The organism is Kitasatospora sp. NPDC127067, assembly GCF_042724755.1.
Taxonomy (GTDB): domain Bacteria; phylum Actinomycetota; class Actinomycetes; order Streptomycetales; family Streptomycetaceae; genus Kitasatospora; species Kitasatospora lactacystinica.
This window is the reverse complement of the sequence record NZ_JBHXEM010000054.1, coordinates 22926-43655: the sequence shown is the minus strand read 5'-3', so window position 1 is coordinate 43655 and position 20730 is coordinate 22926. Positions and strand designations below refer to the sequence as shown.

The following is a 20730-nucleotide window of genomic DNA, read 5'->3' as shown; positions in this document are numbered from 1 at the left end:
CGACCGCGGCCGGGGCGGGTGCCCCGCGGGAGTGCGCGGGCAGGCCCTAAGGTGCCCGGGTGGATCTTGATCTGGCGCAGGTGCGGGCGTTCGTCGTGGCGGCCGAGGAGTTGCACTTCGGGCGGGCGGCCAGGCGGTTGGGGATCAGCCAGCAGGGGCTGTCGAAGCGGGTGGCGCGGCTGGAGGCGGTGCTGGGGGTGCGGCTGCTGGACCGGGACGCGCGCGGGGTGGGGCTGACCGGGGCGGGGCTGCGGTTCCTGGAACCGGCCCGGCGGGCGCTGGCGCAGGGGGAGCGGGCAGTGGCGGCCGCGGGGTGCGCGGCGCGGCCACTGCGGATCGACGTGTGGGGGCACCTGTACGCCCCGATGCGTACGCTCGCGCAGGCGGTGGACGCGGCGCCGGGGCTGCAGGTGGAGCCGGTGCCCGGCCGGGACCTGCCCTCCGTCGCGGCGGCCGTGCTGCGCGGGGAGTCGGACGCCGGGTTCGGCCGGGTGCACCGGCTTCCGGGCGGCGGGGGCGAGTTGACGCACCGGCTGGTCCGGTTGGAGCCGGTGGACGTCCTGCTGAGCACCGGCCATCCGCTGGCCGGCCGGGACGTCCTGCGCCCGGACGACCTGCGGGACAGTGTGCTGCGCTACCCGGCGGCGGTGGACCGGCTGGACTTCCTGACCCGCTTCGCCGAGCGCTTCGGGATCGCCCGCCGGGTCGGCTCGACCAACCTGGGCCTGGAGCACTTCGTGGACCAGGTCCGCGCCGACCCGGCGTGCTTCTCCCTCGTCCCCGCCGACGGCCCGCCGCCCGGGCGCCCGGGTGTCCGCACCGTCCCGCTGGCGGACCCGACCCCGCTCTACGCCTGGTCGCTGCTCTGGCGCACCGGTCCGGACACCGACCCGCACCCCCGACTGGACGACCTGCTGCGGGCGTTCACCACCGGGGCGGCCCGCCACCGGTGGCTGGAGTACGACCCGGCCCGCGACTGGCTCCCGGACGCCGACCAGGCCGCGCTCCGCCCGTGACGGGCGCCCCGACCGCCCCTGCCGCCCCGATCACCCGACGGCCACCCGACGACCACCCGACGGCCACCCCGGCGGCCCCGGCGGCCACCGGCTCAGGAGGTCCGGAGCCAGGTGTCCTTGACGCGATCCACCGAGCCGTCCGCCCTGTAGTAGGTGACGGTCGCCGCGTCGGTGCCCGGCTTCGCCAGGACGCCGTAGTAGCGGAACGGGGAGTCCCCGACCACGACCGGCACCGCCTCGGTGGTGCCGCCGCTCTTCCAGGCGACCACGACCTTCGTGATGTCGGCCTGGACCCCCTCGATCACCACCGGCGGGACGCCCGCACCGTCGTTGAGGCCGAGCGACGAGCCGCCGGTGACGCCCGGGAACCCGCCCGGGGCGGAGACCGCGTGCAGGGTGTCGTCCGCCTGCCGCTTGCCGTCCACGGTGTAGTAGTAGTTCACCCTGTCGATGCGCGTGTCCCAGTTGTCGTCGATGTCCTTCTGGGTGACCGGCTTCACCGCCGGGTTGGCTTCGTGCCGCTCCGCCTGGATCATCCGGGCCTGCTTGGCGAAGTCCTCCTTGCCGGGGACGGCCGGCCACAGCGCGGTCCAGGCCTGCCAGGTGTGGCCGTTCGCGCCGCCTTCGGCGACCTTGACCCGGACGGGGTTGAACGGGTCCCGGGCGGTGGGCGCGCCCGTGGTGCTCACCGCGGTGGCCGAGGCCGCGGCCGAGGCCGCCACCACGGTCGAGACGGCCTGCCGGCCGCGCTCGCCGAGCACCGCCGTGCCCCCGGCGATGCCGGCGACCAGCACGGCCGCCACCCCGGCGGTCAGCAGCCGCCGGTGCCGCAGTCGCCGCCGGCCGCCGGCGACCAGCCGGTCGTACGGGACCGTCCCGGTCTCGACGCTCCCGGCCAGTTCGCCCAGGGCCCGCACGGCCGCCGTCTCGTCTCCGGTCGCCGTGTTCCCGGGCAGGAACTCGTTGCTCATCTTGCCCCTCCGATGCTGGTCAGTCCGATGAGTGAGGAGGCCCCGCGGAGCTTGGCCAGGCCTCTGGCCGCCTGGCTCTTGACCGTGCCGACCGAGCAGCCCATCGCCACCGCGGTCTGGGTCTCGCTGAGGTCCTCCCAGTACCGCAGCACCACGGCCTGGCGCTGGCGCGGCGGCAGGGTGCCGAGTGCGGCGAGCAGCACGGCCCGGTCGTCCGGGTCGGCGCCGGCCGGTGCGGGCCGGTCCGGGAACTCGGTGACGGGGTACTCGACCAGCCGCCGCCGGAACCGTCTGGCGTGCTCGTTGATCACGATCCGGCGCACATAGGCGTACGGGTCGTCCGCGGCACGCACCCGGTTCCACGCCGCGTACGCCCGCTCCAGCGCCTGCTGGACCAGGTCCTCGGCGCCGTGCCGGTCCCCCGCGAGCAGGAACGCCGTCCTGAGCAGCCGTGACCACGCGCTGCCGACGAACGTCCGGAACTCCTCGTCCCGGGCGGTCTTGTGGGCTCCCATGAGCACCTCCTCAACCTCCCGGAGCCCGGAACGGCCTCGGACCGTTGCCCGCCGTTCGCGATTCGCCGCCGACGGCTGTGACACTGGAGGGGCTCGAAAACCGAGGTGCGCTCCGCCGTGCCTCCTTGCGAACCTAGAGGGATGCCCGCAGTGAGTTCTCCCGCAGTCCAGTCCGCCACCGTACCCGCCGAGGGCCCCGGAATCGGCGGGCTGGCCGCCCGTCTGCCCGAGCTGACCCTGCGCGACCAGGTGCGGATCGGGCGCCGGCTGGAGGGGGCCCGTCGGGTCCGCAAGCCCGAGGCCCGGCAGAAGGTCGCCGCCGAGATCGCCGCCGAGATCGACCGCGCCGAGGCGGTCGTCGAGCGGCGCCGGCGCGCCGTCCCGAGGATCGGCTATCCCGCCGAGCTCCCGGTCAGCCAGAAGAAGGACGAGATCCTGGCGGCGATCCGGGACCACCAGGTGGTGATCGTCGCGGGCGAGACCGGCTCCGGCAAGACGACCCAGATCCCGAAGATCTGCCTGGAGCTCGGCCGTGGCGTGCGCGGCCTGGTCGGCCACACCCAGCCGCGCCGGATCGCCGCCCGCACGGTGGCCGAGCGGGTCGCGGAGGAGCTGGACAGCCCGCTCGGCGAGGCGGTCGGCTGGAAGGTCCGGTTCACCGACCAGGTCGGCCAGGACACCCTGGTCAAGCTGATGACGGACGGCATCCTGCTCGCGGAGATCCAGACCGACCGCGACCTGCACCAGTACGACACCCTGATCATCGACGAGGCGCACGAGCGCAGCCTCAACATCGACTTCATCCTCGGCTACGTCAAGCAGCTGCTCCCCCGCCGCCCGGACCTCAAGGTCGTGATCACCTCCGCGACCATCGACCCGGAGCGCTTCGCACGGCACTTCGGCGACGCCCCGATCATCGAGGTCTCCGGCCGCACCTACCCGGTCGAGGTCCGCTACCGGCCGATCGTCGACGAGGCCGACGACGAGGCGGACGAGGCCGACCGCGACCGGGACCAGGTCCAGGCGATCTGCGACGCCGCCGAGGAGCTCCAGGCCGAGGGCCCGGGCGACATCCTGGTCTTCCTCTCCGGCGAGCGCGAGATCCGCGACACCGCGGACGCCCTCGGGAAGCTGAAGCTGAAGAACACCGAGATCCTGCCGCTGTACGCGCGGCTCAGTTCGGCCGAGCAGCACAAGGTCTTCCAGCGCTCCCGCAGCCGCCGGATCGTGCTGGCCACCAACGTGGCCGAGACCTCGCTGACCGTCCCCGGCATCAAGTACGTGATCGACCCGGGCAGCGCCCGGATCTCCCGCTACAGCCACCGCACCAAGGTGCAGCGGCTGCCGATCGAGGCGATCAGCCAGGCCAGCGCCAACCAGCGCAAGGGCCGCTGCGGCCGTACCTCGGACGGCATCTGCATCCGGCTCTACTCGGAGGAGGACTTCCTCTCCCGCCCCGAGTTCACCGACGCCGAGATCCTGCGCACCAACCTGGCCTCGGTGATCCTCCAGATGACGGCGGCCGGCCTCGGCGACATCGCCGCCTTCCCGTTCCTGGACCCGCCGGACTCGCGCAACATCAAGGACGGCGTCGCCCTGCTGCACGAGCTGGGCGCGCTCGACCCGGAGGAGAAGGATCCGCGCAAGCGCCTGACCCAGCTGGGCCGCAAGCTCGCCCAGCTCCCGGTGGACCCGCGGATGGCCCGCATGGTGCTGGAGGCGGACCGCAACGGCTGCGTCCGCGACGTCATGGTGATCGCCGCCGCGCTCTCCATCCAGGACCCGCGCGAGCGCCCGGCCGAGAAGCGCCAGGCCGCCGACGAGCGGCACAAGCGGTTCAACTCGGAGACCTCCGACTTCCTCTCCTACCTGGCGATGTGGCGCTACGTCCGGGAGCAGCAGAGCGAGCTCTCCTCCTCGGCGTTCCGCCGGATGTGCAAGGCGGAGTTCCTCAACTACCTGCGGATACGGGAGTGGCAGGACATCTACGTCCAGCTGCGCACCGTCGCCAAGCAGTTGGGCGTGACGATCGAGGAGCCGCACCCCGACGTCGAGCCGGACGCCGACCGGATCCACCAGTCGCTGCTGGCCGGCCTGCTCTCCCACATCGGTCTGTTCGACGTGGAGAAGCGCGAGTACGGCGGTGCGCGCGGCGCCCGCTTCGCGGTGTTCCCGGGCTCCGGCCTGTTCAAGAAGCCGCCGCGCTGGGTGATGTCGGCGGAGCTGGTGGAGACCTCCCGGCTCTGGGCGCGGATCAACGCGAAGATCGAGCCGGAGTGGGTCGAGCCGCTGGCCGGCCACCTGATCAAGCGCAGCCACAGCGAGCCGCACTGGGAGAAGAAGGCCGGCGCCGTCATGGCGTACGAGAAGGTGACCCTCTACGGGATGCCGGTCGTCGCCCAGCGCAAGGTCAACTACGGGAGGATCGACCCGGAGCTCTGTCGCGAGCTGTTCATCCGCAACGCGCTGGTCGAGGGCGACTGGGAGACCCACCACCGGTTCTTCGCGGAGAACCGCAAGCTGCTCGGCGAGGTCGAGGAGCTGGAGAACCGGGCCCGCCGCCGGGACATCCTGGTGGACGACCAGACCCTGTTCGACTTCTACGACGCCCGGCTGCCCGAGGAGATCGTCTCCACCCGGCACTTCGACTCCTGGTGGAAGAAGGCCCGGCACGAGCAGCCGGACCTGCTGAACTTCGAGAAGTCGATGCTGATCAACGACGCCGCGGACGGCGTCACCGAGGCCGACTACCCGGACCACTGGCAGCAGGGCAAGCTCCGCTTCAAGCTGACCTACCAGTTCGAGCCGGGCAGCGACGCGGACGGCGTGACCGTGCACATCCCGCTGCCGGTGCTGAACCAGGTGACCGCGGAGGGCTTCGACTGGCAGATCCCCGGTCTGCGGGAGGAGCTGGTCACCGCGTACATCAAGTCGCTGCCGAAGGCGATCCGGCGCAACTTCGTTCCGGCGCCGGACTTCGCCAGGGCGGCGCTGCGCGCGGTGAAGGACCGCCAGGAGCCCCTGCTCCCGGCCCTGGAGCACGCCCTGAAGCGCCTGACGGCGGTCACCGTGCCCCCGGAGGCCTGGGACGACGACCGGGTGCCCGATCACCTCAAGGTGACCTTCCGGGTGGTGGACGGCCGCAAGAAGCTCGCCGAGTCCAAGGACCTGGAGGAGCTGCGGCTCCGGCTCAAGCCCAAGCTGAAGGAGACGCTCTCCTCGGCCGCGTCCGGCCAGGGCATCGAGCAGAGCGGGCTGACCGCCTGGCCGGCCTCGCTGCCGGTGCTCCAGCGCACCTTCGAGCAGCGTTCGCGCGGCCACTCGATGCGCGCCTACCCGGCCCTGGTGGACGAGGGCCCGTCGGTCGGCGTCAAGCTGTTCGACACCCCGGAGGCGCAGGCCCGGTCGATGTGGGAGGGGACGCGGCGGCTGCTGATGCTGACCACCACCTCCCCGGCCAAGTCCATCCAGGGCCGGCTGGGCAACCAGGCGAAGCTGGCGCTCTCGCACAGCCCGCACGGCTCGATCGGCGCCCTGTTCGAGGACGTCGTGGCCGCCGCCACGGACCGGCTGATGACCCTGGCCGGCGGGCCGGCCTGGGACGAGGCGGCCTTCGGCAAGCTGCACGACAAGGTGCGCGCGGACCTGTACGACCTGTCCGCGGACACCACGCTGAAGACGGCCACCGCGCTGATCGCCTTCCACAAGGCCTCGACCCGGCTGAAGTCGGTGAGCAGCCCGGTGCTGCTGAACGCGGTGAACGACGTCCGGCTGCACCTGGCCTCGCTGGTGCACCCGGGCTTCGTGACGGCCACCGGCTGGCAGCGGCTGCCGGACCTCAAGCGCTACCTGCTGGCGGTGGACCGCCGTCTGGAGGCGCTGCCCAACCACCCGCAGCGGGACGCCCAGCAGCTGCTGAAGGTGCAGCAGGTGCAGCAGGAGTACGGGGAGCTGCTGGCGGCGGTGCCGGCCGGGCACCAGCCGTCCGCGGAGGTACGGGCGATCCGCTGGATGATCGAGGAGCTGCGGGTCAGCTTCTTCGCCCAGTCGCTGGGCACGCCGAGCCCGGTGTCGGAGAAGCGGATCACGAAGGCGATGGCGGCGGCGCGGGCGACGCTCTGACCCGGGTGGCCGTGTGAGCTGCGGTGGGCCTTCAGGAGCCAGTTCGACCTGGGGGCCCACCATGGGCTACAGTCTGTCTTGTTCGCAGCGCGGCAAGCGAGTGAACGAGATCAGGAAACACTCTGGTCCCGTGGAGCAGTTGGTTAGCTCGCCACCCTGTCAAGGTGGAGGTCGCGGGTTCAAGTCCCGTCGGGATCGCCGCAGTGCGAGAGGCCCGGAACCGTCAGGTTCCGGGCCTCTCGCTTTTGACCGTTCGGCCCACTACCCCGGCCAGGTCTAGACCACAAGTGACGGACCGTGTGACGGTCGTCACGGAACCTCCCCAGGAATCGGCCTCGCGCGACCCTTCCCGGAACCCCATTAATTTAATATGTAAAATTGTACAGCTATTCACTGTAAATCCCCCCCGCCCCACGCGCATCAAATCGTTATCCGGAGTTCAACATTCCGACCACTCGCCCGGGCACGGAACACCCTCGGGCGGGCACGACAAAGGGGCCGCTTACCGGACCCGGCGGAGTCCGGTAAGCGGCCCCTTTAAAGAGCCTTTGGCCTATCAGGCCTCAGTGCGCTGGGCGGGAATCCCGGCCAGCAGAGCGCGCACCTCCGCCTCACGGTAACGGCGGTGACCGCCGAGCGTGCGAATCGACGTCAGCTTGCCTGCCTTTGCCCAGCGAGTGACCGTCTTCGGGTCCACGCGGAACATGGTGGCAACCTCTGCCGGCGTCAGCAGCGGCTCAGCATCAGGGGTACGAGCGGTCATGAGCGGCCTCCTCGGGAGAACCGAACCAGGGCGGTTCTATCCTTCAAATTCTGCACCTTGGCCCGCGATGCCCGAAATGGCATAGACGGGCCGAGTCGGTTATAGGACGAACGGCTTGTCCTGGTGTCTACAACTACACCATCCGTCCAGCCCTATCGACCAAACCGCCAAAATTGACCCCTCACGGGTTCAAGGCCGACGGATGGCGATGGACCACCCCATAACGGACAGTCACATAGCGATGACATCCGGTTACGAAGGGACCAGACCCTCCGTTTCCCCGCAAAGCACGCATCGACTCCAGAACCACCCAAAAGTGGGCACGCTCACGTGAAGTTGGGCTGGTTGTCCCATTTTTGCACATAGGGGTAAGTTCGCGTCAACGGTGAGTAGTGTCACGTTCGGCAGCTATTGACCCGAACCAGGACCTTGGTCATCGGACGTGCAGTGCTTAGGACTCTTACAGTCATACACGCGCGGTCGGACATCAGTTCGCGTGCCGCAGCGCCAGCACCCGGCGCCACCGCACCGTCAGCTCCCCGTACACGCGCAGCGCCTCGGCGGCGTCCCCCGCCCGCAGCGCCCGCAGCCCCTCCTCCAGTTCCCCCGCCGAACGGTCCGCCAGCAACCGCTCCGGGCCCAGCAGATGCACCAGGCCCCCGTAGTCCAGTTCCACCAGCGAGCGCGGATGGAACTCCTCCAGCCAGCGCCCGACCCGCTCCGCCCCCTGCACCAGCTCCCCGTCCGGCACCGCCTCGCGCAGCGCCCGGAAGGCCCGCGCCACCCGCCGGCGCGCCTGCGCCATCGGCACCAGGTAGAACAGCGCCGCCGGCCGGCCCCCGGGCCCCTCCTCCCCTTCCCCTCCCGGTCCGTCCGCGGGTCCGTCCCCGCCCGGCACGAAGCAGCGGTCCTCGTCCCCGAACGGCAGGAACCAGCGCACCGGCACCTCCCACCGGCTGGTCAGGATCCACGGCCGGGCGTCCGGGTGCTCGGCCCGCCAGCGCTCCAGGTCCGCCTCGGCGGCCGCCCGGGTCGCCGGCGGCAGCGCGGTGTCCAGCAGCGCCACCGGCGCCCCGGCCCGCAGCTCCTCCAGCGCCTGCCAGCTGCGCAGTCGGGTCGCCCACGGGCAGACGTACAGTACGCCGTCCACCACCCGCAGGTACGCCCGCCCGCTCTCCCGCTCGGGCAGCGCCCGGGGCGTGCGGGCGGCCAGCCCGGCGAGCGCCTCCCGCTGCTCCTCCAGCACCGCCGCCGCCACCGGCTGCGACGGCTCGGCGGCGTCCGGACCGCGCTCCGCCGCACAGGCCTGCCAGTGCGCCCGCTCGGGCTCCGGATAGGCGGCCAGCGGCTCGTAGACCCGCAGGTGGGCGGCGTAGGGCGGTTGTACGGAAGTACGTACGACGGTCACGTCCTGCATGGTCGCACGCACCGCCCGGCCCCGGGAGGGCGCGCCCCCGAACCCGTTCGCGCCCGCACCCCGTCCCTCTTCCCGTCTCACTCCTCGGACGACCGGCCCCAGCTCGGACAAGACGGCCGATCGGCGGCACGGGCGCGGCTACGCTTCGCCTCAGACGCCCGCACCACAGCAGCGGGCCTTCGATACTGGAGTCACCACAGTGACCGACGTACAGACCCCCGCCACGCACTCCGCACCCGGCGTGCTCAGCAGGATCTTCCGTACCGAACAGGACGGCGCCCCCGGCGACGGTCACGAGCAGGTCGTCCTCTGCCACGACCGCAGCTCGGGCCTGAAGGCGATCATCGCCATCCACTCGACCGCCCTGGGCCCGGCCCTCGGCGGCACCCGCTTCTTCCCGTACGCCTCCGAGGAGGCGGCGCTGGAGGACGCGCTGAACCTGTCCCGCGGAATGTCCTACAAGAACGCGCTGGCCGGCCTGGACCTCGGTGGCGGCAAGGCCGTCATCATCGGCGACCCGAACAAGGACAAGAACGAGGCGATGCTCCGGGCCTACGGCCGCTTCGTCGAGTCCCTGCGCGGCCGCTACATCACCGCCTGCGACGTGGGCACCTACGTCCAGGACATGGACGTCATCGCCCGCGAGACCGAGTTCGTGACCGGCCGCTCGCCCGAGCACGGCGGCGCCGGCGACTCGTCCATCCTGACCGCCTTCGGAGTCTTCCAGGGCATGCGCGCCAGCGCCCAGGCCCGCTGGGGCCAGCCGACCCTGCGCGGCAAGCGGGTCGGCGTCGCGGGCGTCGGCAAGGTCGGCCACTACCTGGTCGGCCACCTGGTCGCGGACGGCGCCACGGTCGTCGTCACCGACCCCTTCGAGGCCGCGGTCAACCGGGTGCGCGCCGCCCACCCGGAGGTGGAGGTCGTCGCCGACACCACCGCCCTGCTCCAGGCCAAGCTGGACGTCTACGCCCCCTGCGCCCTCGGCGGCGCGCTGACCGACGCCACGGTCGCCGCGCTGGGCGAGTTCGGCACCTCCGTCGTCTGCGGCGCGGCCAACAACCAGCTGGCCCACCCGGGCGTCGAGAAGGACCTGGCCGACCGCGGCATCCTCTACGCGCCGGACTACCTGGTGAACTCCGGCGGCGTCATCCAGGTCGCCGACGAGATCGACGGCTTCAACTTCGAGCGGGCCAAGAACAAGGCCACGAAGATCTTCGACACCACCCTGGAGATCTTCACCCGGGCGACGACCGACGGCATCCCGCCCGCGGTCGCCGCCGACCGCCTGGCCGAGAAGCGGATGCGCGAGATCAGCGCCCTGCGCACGGTGCTGCTGCCCGGCGCCCGCCGCGCCTGACGGGTCGACAACCGATCCGGTGATGCGCGGGGGGCCGTGGGGACGGTCCCCCGCGCATCACGATGTGGAACCGGATTCTCACTTCTCCCGCCGAACGGGTGATCCGAGGCCCCCCTAGGGGGGATAATCAGTCCTGGAACGACGGACCTCAAACACCTCTGGACAGCGCGCAAAACGCCGCAAAACCTCCCTTGACCTGGGAAGACCTGGTCGCGGGTGCGGTCGGTGCGCGCCACGTCACACCGACGACGTACCGTCCAGCGGCGGAAACAGGTACCGTTAATGCTCCAAGGGACGGTCCTCCCATTCGGGCAGGCCGGTCCTGATCATGAACACGTGTCAGACTCGGGGCCGTGAGCCCCATCGTTGAGGGGGTCGACCCATGGGGCGCGGCCGGGCCAAGGCCAAGCAGACGAAGGTCGCCCGCGAGCTGAAGTACAACAGCGGCGGGTTCGACGCTAACCGTCTGTCCAACGAGCTGGGCGTATCTCCGTCCACCGCCTCGATCGAGCCGGAGCCGATCGAGGAGGAGGAGGAGGACGACCCGTACGCGGAGTACGCAGCCCGCTACGCCGACCTCGACGACGAGGACGACAACGGGCCAGGCACCGGGGCGTCCCAGGCCTCCCGCCGCTCGTAGCCACAGCAGTCCCGCCGACCGGTTCGGGCACCCGCCAGGGCGCCGGACCGGTCTTCGGCGTTCCCTCGCACCGGACCGCCCCGCCCGGCGTTCCCCCGTACGGTCCGCCGACCGGTTCCGCACGGTCCGCCGACCGCCTCCACCGCACGCGAGAGGGCCCCTCCGGTGCTCCGGAGGGGCCCTCTCGTCGTCGCGCCGGGGTCAGCTCGCCCGGAAGCCCTCGTAGGCGTTGTAGAGGGCCGCGCCGCCCTCGTGCCCGTCGCCGCGCTCGACGATGTCGCCGAGCAGCCAGGCCTCCACGCCGCGGTCCTCCAGGATCGACAGCACGACGTCCACCGAGTGCGGCGGGACGACCGCGACCATGCCGACGCCCATGTTCAGCGTCTTCTCGATCTCCAGGGTGGCCACCTTGCCGACCTCGGCGACGGTCTGGAAGACCGGCAGCGGGGTCCAGGTGCCGCGGTCCAGGCGGGCGTGCAGGCCGTCCGGGACGACCCGGGCCAGGTTGGCCGCCAGGCCGCCGCCGGTGACGTGCGAGAAGGCGTGCACCTCGGTGGCGCGGGTGAGCGCCAGGCAGTCCAGCGAGTAGATCCGGGTCGGCTCCAGCAGCTCCTCACCGAGGGTGCGGCCGAACTCCTCGACCTTGCGGTCCAGCTTCCAGCCGGCCTCGTTCAGCAGCACGTGGCGGACCAGCGAGTAGCCGTTGGAGTGCAGGCCGGAGGCGGCCATCGCGATCACCACGTCGCCGGCCCGGACCCGGTCCGCGCCGAGCAGCGCGTCGGCCTCCACCACACCGGTGCCGGCGCCCGCGACGTCGTACTCGTCCGGGCCCAGCAGGCCCGGGTGCTCGGCGGTCTCGCCGCCGACCAGGGCGCAGCCGGCCAGCGCGCAGCCCTCGGCGATGCCCTTGACGATCGCGGCGACCCGCTCCGGGACGACCTTGCCGACGCAGATGTAGTCGGTCATGAACAGCGGCTCGGCACCGCACACCACCAGGTCGTCGACGACCATGCCGACCAGGTCGTGGCCGATGGTGTCGTGCTTGTCCATGGCGGCGGCGATGGCCACCTTGGTCCCCACGCCGTCGGTGGCCGAGGCCAGCAGCGGCCGCTCGTAGTTCTTGAAGGCGGACGCGTCGAAGAGGCCGGCGAAACCGCCGAGACCGCCGACCACCTCGGGGCGGTTGGCCTTCTTCACCCACTGCTTCATGAGCTCGACGGCGCGGTCGCCCGCCTCGATGTCGACACCGGCGGCGGCGTAGGTGGCACCGTTCTGGTTGCTGGTCACTGCGTGCGGCCCTTTCGGGTCAGGTGGGGGTGGTTCTACGGAACAGCAGGGGGTGGAACAGCGGTGGGGCCCCGGTTCACGGGACCCCACCGTCGGTTCGTTACGGCCGGCGCAGCGCGTCGGCCGCGCCCGCCCCGCCGAGCAGCGACTGGACGCCGTCCAGGTCGCTGCCGCTGGTCGGCTTGCCGCGGACGGCCGGCGGCTGCTGGCCGCCCTTGATCTCGGCCTCCAGCAGGAGCTTGCCGAGCAGCGCCGGATCCGGCAGCTCCATCGGGTACTCGCCGTCGAAGCAGGCCCGGCAGAGCCGGTCCTTCGGCTGCGCGGTGGCCTCGATCATGCCGTCGATCGAGATGTAGGAGAGCGAGTCCGCGCCGAGGGTGCGGCCGATCTCCTCGATGGTCATGCCGTTGGCGATCAGCTCCGCGCGGGTGGCGAAGTCGATGCCGAAGAAGCAGGGCCACTTCACCGGCGGCGAGGAGATCCGGATGTGCACCTCGGCGGCGCCGGCCTCGCGGAGCATCTTCACCAGCGCGCGCTGGGTGTTGCCGCGCACGATCGAGTCGTCCACGACCACCAGGCGCTTGCCCGCGATGACCTCGCGCAGCGGGTTGAGCTTGAGCCGGATGCCGAGCTGGCGGATCGTCTGGCTGGGCTGGATGAAGGTGCGGCCCACGTAGGCGTTCTTCACCAGGCCGGAGCCGTACGGGATGCCGCTGGCCTCGGCGTAGCCGATCGCGGCGGGGGTGCCGGACTCGGGCGTCGCTATCACCAGGTCGGCATCGACGGGCGCCTCCTTGGCCAGCCGGCGGCCCATCTCCACGCGGGAGAGGTGCACGTTGCGGCCGGCGATGGAGGTGTCGGGGCGGGCCAGGTAGACGTACTCGAAGACGCAGCCCTTGGGCTTGGCCTCGGCGAACCGGGAGCTGCGCATCCCGTTCTCGTCGATGGCGATGAGCTCGCCGGGCTCGACCTCGCGGATGAAGGAGGCGCCGCAGATGTCCAGCGCCGCCGTCTCGGAGGCGACCACCCAGCCGCGCTCCAGCCGGCCGAGCACCAGCGGACGGATGCCCTGCGGGTCACGGGCGGCGTAGAGGGTGTGCTCGTCCATGAAGACGAGCGAGAACGCGCCCTTGACCTGGGGCAGCACGACCTTGGCCGTCTCCTCGATGGAGAGGTCCGGGTGGCCGGCGAGCAGCGCCGTCACCAGGTCGGTGTCATTGGTCGCGGCGCTCCGGCCGGAGCGCGAGACGTGCTCCTCGCCGGGGAGTTCGGCGACCATGGCCGCCAGTTCGGCGGTGTTCACCAGGTTTCCGTTGTGCCCGAGGGCCAGCGAACCGTGAACGGTCGCCCGGAAGGTCGGCTGGGCGTTCTCCCAGACCGAGGAACCGGTGGTCGAGTAGCGGGCGTGTCCGACGGCGATATGCCCGTGCAACGACCCCAGCGATGCCTCGTCGAAGACCTGGGAAACGAGGCCCATGTCCTTGAAGACGAGAATCTGGGAGCCGTTGCTCACTGCGATGCCCGCGGATTCCTGACCGCGGTGCTGCAGGGCGTAAAGGCCGAAGAACGTGAGCTTGGCGACCTCCTCGCCGGGAGCCCAGACACCGAAGACGCCACAAGCGTCCTGGGGGCCTTTCTCACCGGGAAGAAGATCGTGGTTGAGTCTTCCGTCACCACGTGGCACGCCTTCGAGTCTAGGGCAGTTGACCCGGGCTGTCGGACCCCGGGACTGCGGGTTTGTCCGGCGATCGCGAGTTGATGCGCGTAGACAAAACCCCTTACCGGCCGGGGATTTCGGGTGGGGGGAATTCCGGCGGGCGCCGCTTGGCCTTGTGGTTCGCGCCTGTTGGGGAGTTCCGGGTGCGCGGCGGCGGGGGTCCGGGCACGGACGAACGTGAGCCTGCTCACCCGGCGTTCCCCCACCCGTCCCCCACCCGTCGCCCGCCGGTCGCCCACCGGTCGGGCGGGCGTTCAGGCGGCCGTTTCAGGCGGCCGGCAGCAGCAGGCCCCAGGCTCCCGGGTGCACCGTCCAGGTCCGTGCCCGGACCGGACCGACCGGACGCCCGTCCGCCTCGTAGTCGAAGCCCCGCCCGACCACCGACACGCTCGCCGCCCGGGCGCGCACCAGGGCGCCGGAGGCGGCGACCACCACCTCCATCTCGCCCGTCCCGTCCGAGGCGCCGGACGGGAGCGTGACCTGGACCAGCCGGACCGGCCGGTGGACGTCCGCGAGCAGTCGGCCGTCCGCCTCGACCCGGACGCGGGAGCTGTGGTCGGCGCCGTCCGGAGTGAGTGCGTTCGCCTGCTCGGCCGCAGCCAGTTTCGCCCATAGCGAACGCCAGCCACCCGAACGGCCCACCATGCGCCGCGCACCCCCGCCGGTGATCCGCACCCCGCCCAGCGCCACCCCGCCACCGTCGTCCACCAGCAGGTCCAGCCGGCGCGGCGCGCCCGACAGCACCGCCCGCGCGGCCCGCACCGGCTCCCCCGGCACGCCGAGCGCGCGGGCCGCCGCCAGCTCCTGCGAGCGGCCGACCGGAACCATCCCCACCGGTTCCGTGCCCAGCTCACGCTGGCGATGCAGGGCCTGGAGCACCCGCTGCAGCGCGAGGTCGGAACCGATCACCACCGGTCGCCTCCGGCCCCGGTGCGAAAGCACCCGGTCGAGCTCGGAAGGGCTCTCCGGAAAGGCCACCTTCACGTCCGCGCCCCCGCAGAGCACGTCCTTCGCGATCCGCACCGACTCGCCGTCGGTCTGCCGGGCCACCGGGTCGAGGAGCAGCAGGAGCGGCTCCGGGCCGCCGGTAGCAGGCGTGGACAGGGACGACACGACCGGTCCTTCCTCAGGTAATCTCTCGGTGCAAGAGCCCCTTGCGCCATTGCGCCAGGGGCTTCGTCTATCTCGGGGCAGACTGCGGCCTACGCAGGATGCCCCAACCGGAAGGGGTGTACGCCTGTGCCGGCACTCGTGCTCGTTGGCGCTCAGTGGGGAGACGAGGGCAAGGGGAAGGCCACCGACCTCCTCGGTGGCTCCGTGGACTACGTGGTCCGCTACCAGGGCGGCAACAACGCCGGTCACACGGTGGTCATCGGCGACCAGAAGTACGCCCTGCATCTGCTCCCTTCCGGAATCCTCAGCCCGAACGTGACGCCGGTGATCGGCAACGGCGTCGTGATCGACCCGGCCGTGCTGCTCTCCGAGCTGGCCGGCCTGAACGAGCGCGGCATCGACACCTCCAAGCTGCTGATCTCGGGCAACGCCCACCTGATCACGCCGTACCACCGCACCCTGGACAAGGTCACCGAGCGCTTCCTCGGCAAGCGCCGGATCGGCACCACCGGCCGCGGCATCGGCCCGACCTACGCGGACAAGATCAACCGCGTCGGCATCCGGGTCCAGGACCTGTTCGACGAGTCGATCCTGCGCCAGAAGATCGAGGCGGCGCTGCACGACAAGAACCAGATCCTGGTCAAGCTGTACAACCGCCGCACCATCCCGGCCGACCTGGTGGTCGAGGAGTACCTGGGCTACGCGGAGAAGATCAAGCCCTTCCTCTCCGACACCACCCTCGTCCTGGACGAGGCGCTGAAGGCGGACAAGGTCGTCCTGCTGGAGGGCGGCCAGGGCACCCTGCTCGACGTCGACCACGGCACGTACCCCTTCGTGACCTCGTCGAACCCGACCGCGGGCGGCGCCTGCACCGGCGCCGGCATCGGCCCGACCAAGATCGACCGGGTCATCGGCATCCTCAAGGCCTACACCACCCGCGTCGGCTCCGGCCCGTTCCCGACCGAGCTGCTCGACGCGGACGGCGAGGCGCTGCGCCGGATCGGCGGCGAGCGCGGTGTCACCACCGGCCGCGACCGCCGCTGCGGCTGGTTCGACGCCGTGATCGCTCGCTACGCGACCCGGGTCAACGGCCTCACCGACTTCTTCCTCACCAAGCTGGACGTGCTGACCGGCTGGGAGCAGATCCCGGTCTGCGTCGCGTACGAGATCGACGGCAAGCGGGTCGAGGAGCTCCCCTACAACCAGTCGGACTTCCACCACGCCAAGCCGATCTACGAGACGCTGCCGGGCTGGACCGAGGACATCAGCAAGGCGAAGTCCTTCGCCGATCTGCCGAAGAACGCCCAGGCGTACGTGAAGGCGCTGGAGGAGATGTCGGGCGCGCCGATCTCCGCCATCGGCGTCGGCCCGGGCCGCGACGAGACGATCCAGATCAACTCGTTCATCTGAGCCGGACCCCGCTCTTCACCGAGGGCCCCGCAGGACGCACCGTCCTGCGGGGCCCTTCGTCGTCCCGGATCCTCCGCGCTGGATCCTCCGCACTGGATCTTCTGCACTCAGTCTTTTGCGCTCAGTCTTTTGCACTAGTTCAAACATCTATTGCCTCTAGTGCACAATCGGGCTACGTTCGGATCATGACCGCGAAGCAGCCCGCACCCGTCACCCTCACCGGCCACCACATCCGCCTGGAGCCGCTGGAGCGCCGCCACCTCGCCGACCTCTGGACCGCCATCGGCCCCGACCCCGACGTCTGGCGCTGGACCATGTCGCCGCAGCCCGGCTCGCAGGAGGAGCTCGGCACGATCCTCGACACCCGGATCGCGGAAGCGGCCGCGGGCGAGTCGGTGAACTTCGCCGCCGTCGACCTCGCGAGCGGCCGGGCCGTCGGCGTCACCGGCTACCACGACCACAGCGCGCCGGACGAGTCCGTCGAGATCGGCGGCACCTGGTACGCCCGCTCGGTCTGGCGCACGGCGGTCAACACCGAGGCCAAGCTGCTGCTCCTGCGCCACGCCTTCGAGGACCTCGGCATGGGCCGGGTCTTCTGGAAGACCGACGCCCGCAACGAGCGCTCCCGCGCCGCGGTCCTGCGCCTCGGCGCCCAGTACGAGGGGACCCTGCGCCGCCACCGGCTGCGCCCCGACGGCAGCTGGCGGGACAGCGTCTACTTCTCGATGCTCGCCGACGAGTGGCCGGCGGCCGAGTCCCGGCTGACGGAACGGCTCTCCCGGGGCTGAGCCGCGCCCCGGCCGGCCGCGGCGGCTACTTCCGGTCCCCCGCGGCGGCATGGCCGGCCGCCAACTCGCGCTTCACCGCGCGGAGTTCGGAGGGTTTGACGTTCACCAGCCAGACCAGCCAGCCGACGAACAGGACGGCGAGCAGGAGCGCCGACAATCCGGCGACGAGAAGCGCATTCACCGGGATGCGGAAATGCGCCGGGACGGGTGGGGCCGGTGGGGCCGATGGGGAAGGCCGAGTACAGAGGGGAGGGGCATGGCTGTCTCCGGTCGATGATTTCGGGCGCCGCGACCATGCATCTGATGTGTCATTACGGCCGATTGACGACTGTTTGACGACTGTTTAGGCGGCAACAAGTCAGCGAGTGACACGGATGACCATAGGGTCAAGGTGCCAGAGTTGCTACCGAGCGGAAGGACGTTCACTCCATCGTGGGGTATCCCCCATTTCGGTAGCTAGGGCCCGGCACGCGCGGCACACTTCACCGGAAGCATCGACGCCAGCCGCGACCCGGAGAAGAGAGTCATGCCACCCCGCTTGTCGCCGACCGTGCGCCAGCAGCGCCTCGGGATCGAGTTGCGCAGGATGCGCGAGCTCGTGGGCGTCACGCCCAAGAGCCTGGCCGCCACCATCGGCACCGACCTGCCCAAGATCTCCCAGATGGAGAACGGGAAGTCGGGCATCAGCGCCGAGCGGCTCCGGATCTGGGCACTCACCTGCGGTTGCGCGGACGGCCCCTACCTGGACGCGCTGCTGACGATGACTCAGGACCGGCGCAAGTACTGGTGGGACGGCTACCGCGGCCGGCTGCCGAACGCGATCATCGACATCGCGGAGATGGAGCACCACGCGTCCTCCCTCTCCATCCTGAACAGCACCTTCATCCCCGGACTGCTGCAGACCCCGGAGTACGCCGCCGCGGTGTTCGAGCGGCTCCCCCCGCAGTACCGGCAGGAGGCCGACGTCCGGAAGGCATTCCGGATTCGGCGCCAGCAGATCTTCGTCGACCACCCGAAGCCGTACAGCGCATTCCTGCACGAGTCCGCGCTGCGCATGCAGTTCGGCGGTCCGGAAGTACTGCGCGACCAGTTGCGGAGCCTGTTGGAGAATTCCGAACGGCCCGGTGTGGAGATCCGGGTGATCCCGTTCAGCGTGCCCACCTACACCGGCTCCGGAGAGAGCCTGTACCTCGCCCGCGGACCCGTCCCGGAACTCGACACCGTCCAGATCGATCTCTCCCACGGGCCGAAATTCGTGCACACCCAGGCCGAATTGGCCTCCTACCGCCGGATCAAGGAGGAGACCGCGGCCATCGCGCTCGGGCCGGACGAGTCCCGGGACTTCATCCGGGCCTTGCTGAAAGACTTCGCATGAGTACCTGGCGCAAGGCCTCGGCCAGCGGCGAGAGCACCGACTGCGTCGAGGTCAGATCGGCGGGCGAGCTGGTGGAGATCCGCGAGTCCGACCGGCCCGAGGTCGTCGTGCAGACCACCCCCCGCAAGTGGGCCGCCTTCGTCCGCGGGGTGAAGTCCGGGGAGTTCGACCGGTACGGCGACTTCAGCCGGCCGTGACGCCCGGCCCGGACGCGCCGTCCACGCCGCCCCGGAAATGCCGTCCGCCCCGGGCCCGGAAGCAGGGTCCATCCCGCTCCGGACGTGCGGTCCACCCCGCTCCGGAAGTGCCGTCCGCCCCGGCCCGCCGCGCGCGCCAGGGCCCTCCGCTTGCCCTAGGCTTGCAGCCCACAGTGGACCCCTGCGCCTGACACGGCACTCCGGGTGGGGTGCGCGTGCGGGAGAAATCGGAGCATCCGAGGATGGCTCGGCACCTGATCACCAGCGCCCTTCCGTACATCAACGGGATCAAGCACCTGGGCAACATGGTCGGGTCCATGCTCCCGGCGGACGTCCACGCCCGGTACCTGCGCCGACGAGGGCACGAGGTGCTGTTCATCTGCGCCACCGACGAGCACGGCACGCCCGCCGAACTGGCCGCCCAGGAAGCCGGGTTGCCCGTCGCGGAGTTCTGCGCCCGGGCACACGAAGCGCAGCGGGCGGTGTACGAGGGCTTCGGGCTCTCCTTCGACCACTTCGGCCGCAGCTCCTCGCCGCAGAACCGGGAGATCACCCAGGAGATCGCCCGCGAGCTGCAGCGCAACGGCTTCATCGAGGAGCGCGCGATCCGCCAGGTGTACTCCAACGCCGACGGCCGCTTCCTGCCGGACCGCTACATCGTCGGCACCTGCCCGCACTGCGGCTACGACAAGGCCCGCGGCGACCAGTGCGAGAACTGCACCCGGGTGCTCGACCCGACCGACCTGCTGGAGCCGCGCTCGGCGATCAGCGGCAGCTCCGACCTGGAGGTCCGGGAGACCCGCCACCTGTTCCTGCTCCAGTCCAAGCTCACCGAGGAGGTCGAGGACTGGGTCGCCGCCCACGCCGACGACTGGCCGGTGCTGGCCTCCTCGATCGCCCGCAAGTGGCTGACCGAGGGCCTCCAGGACCGCTCGATCACCCGCGACCTGGAGTGGGGCGTCCCGGTGCCGGCCGACGTGTGGCCCGAACTGGCCGCCGAGGGCAAGGTGTTCTACGTCTGGTTCGACGCCCCGATCGAGTACATCGGCGCCACCAAGGAATGGGCGGACGCGGCCCCGGCCGGACAGCTGCGGGACTGGAAGTCCTGGTGGTACGAGGTCGACGAGACCGTCCGCTACACCGAGTTCATGGCCAAGGACAACGTCCCGTTCCACACCGTGATGTTCCCGGCCACGCTGCTCGGCTCGCGCCGACCGTGGAAGAAGGTCGACTACGTCAAGGCCTTCAACTGGCTGACGTACTACGGCGGGAAGTTCTCCACCAGCCAGAAGCGCGGCGTCTTCACCGACGTCGCGCTGGAGCTGCTGCCCGCCGACTACTGGCGCTACTTCCTGATGGCGCACGCGCCCGAGTCGGACGACTCCAGCTTCACCTGGGACCTGTTCGCCTCGGTGGTCAACAAGGACCTCGCCGACACCCTCGGCAACTTCGTCAACCGGGTGCTCTCCTTCAGCCGCAAGCGCTTCGGCGACGACGTCCCGGGCGGGCACGCGCCGGGGCAGGCCGAGCAGCGCCTCGGCGAGCAGGTCGCCGCGCTGCTCGCCGAGTACGAGGCCCAGCTGGACGCGCTCAACTTCCGCAAGGCGGCGCAGGCCCTGCGCGCGCTGTGGAGCGCGGGCAACGCGTACCTGGACGAGAAGGCGCCCTGGCTGCAGGTGAAGACCGACCCGGAGGCGGCGGCGCTGACCCTGCGCACCGCGATGAACCTGATCCACCTGTACGCGGTGGTCTCCGAACCGTTCATCCCGGCCACCGCGGCGGCGATGCGCGGGGCCTTCGCGCTGCCCGAGGACTCCCCGGCCGCCACCCGGGACTGGATCGCCCCGCAGGAGGCGCGGGCGCTGGACCTGGTGCCGGCCGGGACGGCGTTCACGGTGCCGCCGGTGCTGTTCGCCAAGATCACGGACGAGGACCTGGCGGCCTGGACGGCGCGCTTCGGCGGCTCGGCGGGCTGACCGGTGTGAACGGCCCCGCGGCGCCGGCCGGCCCGGCTGCGCGGCGCCCGGCCGATTTCCCGTTGC

General features: G+C 71.1%; 17 protein-coding genes and 1 tRNA gene. 10 read left to right on the top strand and 8 right to left on the bottom strand.

The genetic code is table 11. From position 1 onward, the window contains the following. Window positions 1–59 precede the first annotated feature (59 nt). Window positions 60–1016: a LysR family transcriptional regulator gene (locus ACFWJ4_RS22100; protein ID WP_380546272.1), complete on the top strand. Its 957-nt coding sequence runs from the start codon at window positions 60–62 to the stop codon at window positions 1014–1016. 92 nt (window positions 1017–1108) lie between these two features. On the opposite strand, the gene ACFWJ4_RS22095 is transcribed toward ACFWJ4_RS22100, so the two are convergent. Further along, window positions 1109–1987, bottom strand: coding sequence for a hypothetical protein (locus ACFWJ4_RS22095; protein WP_380546270.1), 879 nt, complete (start codon window positions 1985–1987; stop codon window positions 1109–1111). Next, window positions 1984–2502 carry a SigE family RNA polymerase sigma factor gene (locus ACFWJ4_RS22090; protein WP_359897967.1) on the bottom strand — a complete coding sequence of 173 codons (519 nt, stop codon included), beginning with the start codon at window positions 2500–2502 and terminating at the stop codon, window positions 1984–1986. The genes ACFWJ4_RS22095 and ACFWJ4_RS22090 overlap by 4 nt, the downstream gene beginning before the upstream one ends. Window positions 2503–2643: 141 nt before the next feature. Here ACFWJ4_RS22090 and hrpA point away from each other — a divergent pair, with 141 nt between their 5' ends. Together hrpA and ACFWJ4_RS22080 are read left to right on the top strand one after the other, a co-directional pair. Next, entirely contained in the window at window positions 2644–6624 is a 3981-nt protein-coding gene (gene hrpA, locus ACFWJ4_RS22085; RefSeq protein ID WP_380546268.1) for an ATP-dependent RNA helicase HrpA, read from the top strand. A gap of 124 nt (window positions 6625–6748) precedes the next feature. Then, window positions 6749–6822: transfer RNA gene (locus ACFWJ4_RS22080), tRNA-Asp, on the top strand. A 358-nt stretch (window positions 6823–7180) separates the two neighbouring features. Here the strand turns inward: ACFWJ4_RS22080 and bldC are convergent. Beyond that, window positions 7181–7387 (bottom strand): developmental transcriptional regulator BldC, encoded by a 207-nt coding sequence (gene bldC, locus ACFWJ4_RS22075; RefSeq protein ID WP_014137253.1) that lies wholly within the window; start codon window positions 7385–7387, stop codon window positions 7181–7183. 487 nt (window positions 7388–7874) lie between these two features. Further along, window positions 7875–8804 (bottom strand): hypothetical protein, encoded by a 930-nt coding sequence (locus tag ACFWJ4_RS22070; protein ID WP_380546266.1) that lies wholly within the window; start codon window positions 8802–8804, stop codon window positions 7875–7877. Between the two features lie 199 nt (window positions 8805–9003). Here ACFWJ4_RS22070 and ACFWJ4_RS22065 point away from each other — a divergent pair, with 199 nt between their 5' ends. Both ACFWJ4_RS22065 and ACFWJ4_RS22060 read left to right on the top strand, forming a co-directional pair. Further along, window positions 9004–10161 (top strand): Glu/Leu/Phe/Val dehydrogenase dimerization domain-containing protein, encoded by a 1158-nt coding sequence (locus tag ACFWJ4_RS22065; RefSeq protein WP_380546264.1) that lies wholly within the window; start codon window positions 9004–9006, stop codon window positions 10159–10161. Window positions 10162–10543: 382 nt separating this feature from the next. Then, entirely contained in the window at window positions 10544–10801 is a 258-nt protein-coding gene (locus tag ACFWJ4_RS22060) for a DUF3073 domain-containing protein (RefSeq protein WP_359897971.1), read from the top strand. 201 nt (window positions 10802–11002) lie between these two features. On the opposite strand, the gene purM is transcribed toward ACFWJ4_RS22060, so the two are convergent. The 3 genes from purM to ACFWJ4_RS22045 all read right to left on the bottom strand — a co-directional run bounded on the left by purM (window position 11003) and on the right by ACFWJ4_RS22045 (window position 14918). Beyond that, on the bottom strand, window positions 11003–12088 hold the full coding sequence (purM, locus tag ACFWJ4_RS22055) for a phosphoribosylformylglycinamidine cyclo-ligase (protein WP_359897972.1): 1086 nt from the start codon (window positions 12086–12088) through the stop codon (window positions 11003–11005). Between the two features lie 100 nt (window positions 12089–12188). Continuing rightward, window positions 12189–13772, bottom strand: coding sequence for an amidophosphoribosyltransferase (purF, locus tag ACFWJ4_RS22050; protein WP_359897974.1), 1584 nt, complete (start codon window positions 13770–13772; stop codon window positions 12189–12191). 300 nt (window positions 13773–14072) lie between these two features. Further along, complete coding sequence (locus ACFWJ4_RS22045; protein ID WP_380546262.1) at window positions 14073–14918, bottom strand: diacylglycerol kinase; 846 nt, start codon at window positions 14916–14918, stop codon at window positions 14073–14075. A 126-nt stretch (window positions 14919–15044) separates the two neighbouring features. On the opposite strand from ACFWJ4_RS22045, the gene ACFWJ4_RS22040 reads away from it, so the two are divergent. Further along, window positions 15045–16328: an adenylosuccinate synthase gene (locus ACFWJ4_RS22040; RefSeq protein WP_359897977.1), complete on the top strand. Its 1284-nt coding sequence runs from the start codon at window positions 15045–15047 to the stop codon at window positions 16326–16328. A gap of 185 nt (window positions 16329–16513) precedes the next feature. After that, window positions 16514–17116: a GNAT family N-acetyltransferase gene (locus ACFWJ4_RS22035; RefSeq protein WP_380546260.1), complete on the top strand. Its 603-nt coding sequence runs from the start codon at window positions 16514–16516 to the stop codon at window positions 17114–17116. 25 nt (window positions 17117–17141) lie between these two features. Here ACFWJ4_RS22035 and ACFWJ4_RS22030 read toward each other — a convergent pair whose 3' ends face one another. Then, window positions 17142–17297: a hypothetical protein gene (locus ACFWJ4_RS22030; RefSeq protein ID WP_359897981.1), complete on the bottom strand. Its 156-nt coding sequence runs from the start codon at window positions 17295–17297 to the stop codon at window positions 17142–17144. 345 nt (window positions 17298–17642) lie between these two features. On the opposite strand from ACFWJ4_RS22030, the gene ACFWJ4_RS22025 reads away from it, so the two are divergent. From ACFWJ4_RS22025 to metG, 3 genes are all read left to right on the top strand, one after another. Next, complete coding sequence (locus tag ACFWJ4_RS22025) at window positions 17643–18491, top strand: helix-turn-helix transcriptional regulator (protein ID WP_359897983.1); 849 nt, start codon at window positions 17643–17645, stop codon at window positions 18489–18491. After that, complete coding sequence (locus ACFWJ4_RS22020; RefSeq protein ID WP_359897985.1) at window positions 18488–18688, top strand: DUF397 domain-containing protein; 201 nt, start codon at window positions 18488–18490, stop codon at window positions 18686–18688. Before ACFWJ4_RS22025 ends, ACFWJ4_RS22020 begins: the two co-directional genes overlap by 4 nt. A 242-nt stretch (window positions 18689–18930) precedes the next feature. Beyond that, on the top strand, window positions 18931–20664 hold the full coding sequence (gene metG / locus ACFWJ4_RS22015) for a methionine--tRNA ligase (RefSeq protein WP_380546258.1): 1734 nt from the start codon (window positions 18931–18933) through the stop codon (window positions 20662–20664). Window positions 20665–20730: the final 66 nt, after the last annotated feature.

Excerpts from the sequence above, each read along its gene's own strand:
- ACFWJ4_RS22035 (WP_380546260.1), top strand. The coding sequence starts at position 16,514 with ATGACCGCGAAGCAGCCCGCACCCGTCACCCTCACCGGCCACCACATC.
- ACFWJ4_RS22025 (WP_359897983.1), top strand. The coding sequence starts at position 17,643 with ATGCCACCCCGCTTGTCGCCGACCGTGCGCCAGCAGCGCCTCGGGATC.
- ACFWJ4_RS22090 (WP_359897967.1), bottom strand. The coding sequence starts at position 2,502 with ATGGGAGCCCACAAGACCGCCCGGGACGAGGAGTTCCGGACGTTCGTC.
- ACFWJ4_RS22020 (WP_359897985.1), top strand. The coding sequence starts at position 18,488 with ATGAGTACCTGGCGCAAGGCCTCGGCCAGCGGCGAGAGCACCGACTGC.
- ACFWJ4_RS22095 (WP_380546270.1), bottom strand. The coding sequence starts at position 1,987 with ATGAGCAACGAGTTCCTGCCCGGGAACACGGCGACCGGAGACGAGACG.
- metG (WP_380546258.1), top strand. The coding sequence starts at position 18,931 with ATGGCTCGGCACCTGATCACCAGCGCCCTTCCGTACATCAACGGGATC.
- ACFWJ4_RS22070 (WP_380546266.1), bottom strand. The coding sequence starts at position 8,804 with ATGCAGGACGTGACCGTCGTACGTACTTCCGTACAACCGCCCTACGCC.
- bldC (WP_014137253.1), bottom strand. The coding sequence starts at position 7,387 with ATGACCGCTCGTACCCCTGATGCTGAGCCGCTGCTGACGCCGGCAGAG.
- ACFWJ4_RS22060 (WP_359897971.1), top strand. The coding sequence starts at position 10,544 with ATGGGGCGCGGCCGGGCCAAGGCCAAGCAGACGAAGGTCGCCCGCGAG.
- hrpA (WP_380546268.1), top strand. The coding sequence starts at position 2,644 with ATGCCCGCAGTGAGTTCTCCCGCAGTCCAGTCCGCCACCGTACCCGCC.